Raw genomic sequence first — 474 nt, forward strand, 5'->3', positions numbered from 1 at the left:
GCCTTGGACGCCGCGACGACCTTCTCGGTCGCGATCCCGCGGTATGCCGTCGCGGCGGCCTCGAGCTTGGCGAGGTCGAGGTCCTTCGGCAGCTTCTTCTCCCCGGACTGGTAGACGGCCAGATCGCCCAGCGAGATGCCGGAGTCGGCGAACTTCTTCTCGACGTTCAAGAAGGCCTGGGAGAAGATCTGCCAGTCCTCCTTGATGCTCTCGGGCGCCTCGTCGGCCAACGTCGGGAACTTGCCGACCATGTCGCCGAACTGGTCGAACTTGCCGCTCTGCACGCGCTTGATGTCCGAGGCGACCGACTTCAGGTCCGTGCAGTACGTGCTCGAGGCGCCGTCCTCCTGGTCTGCCTTGTCGTCGTCGCCCCCGCCGCAGCCCGCCGCCAGAGCAGACACGGCCACCGCGCACGCGATCATCCGCGAGATCTTCATGTCATACCTCCAGGAGCTCGATCGTGGGCAGCCGCGG

1 protein-coding gene is annotated in these 474 nt (G+C 66.5%); it reads right to left on the bottom strand.

Annotation, left to right across the window (positions count from 1 at the left end):
- Positions 1-437: hypothetical protein (locus M3147_RS18930; RefSeq protein ID WP_251204945.1), on the bottom strand; the 437-nt coding region annotated here is incomplete at its 3' end.
- Positions 438-474 lie beyond the last annotated feature (37 nt).

It is taken from the genome of Agromyces mediolanus, from assembly GCF_023715325.1.
GTDB lineage: Bacteria > Actinomycetota > Actinomycetes > Actinomycetales > Microbacteriaceae > Agromyces > Agromyces mediolanus_A.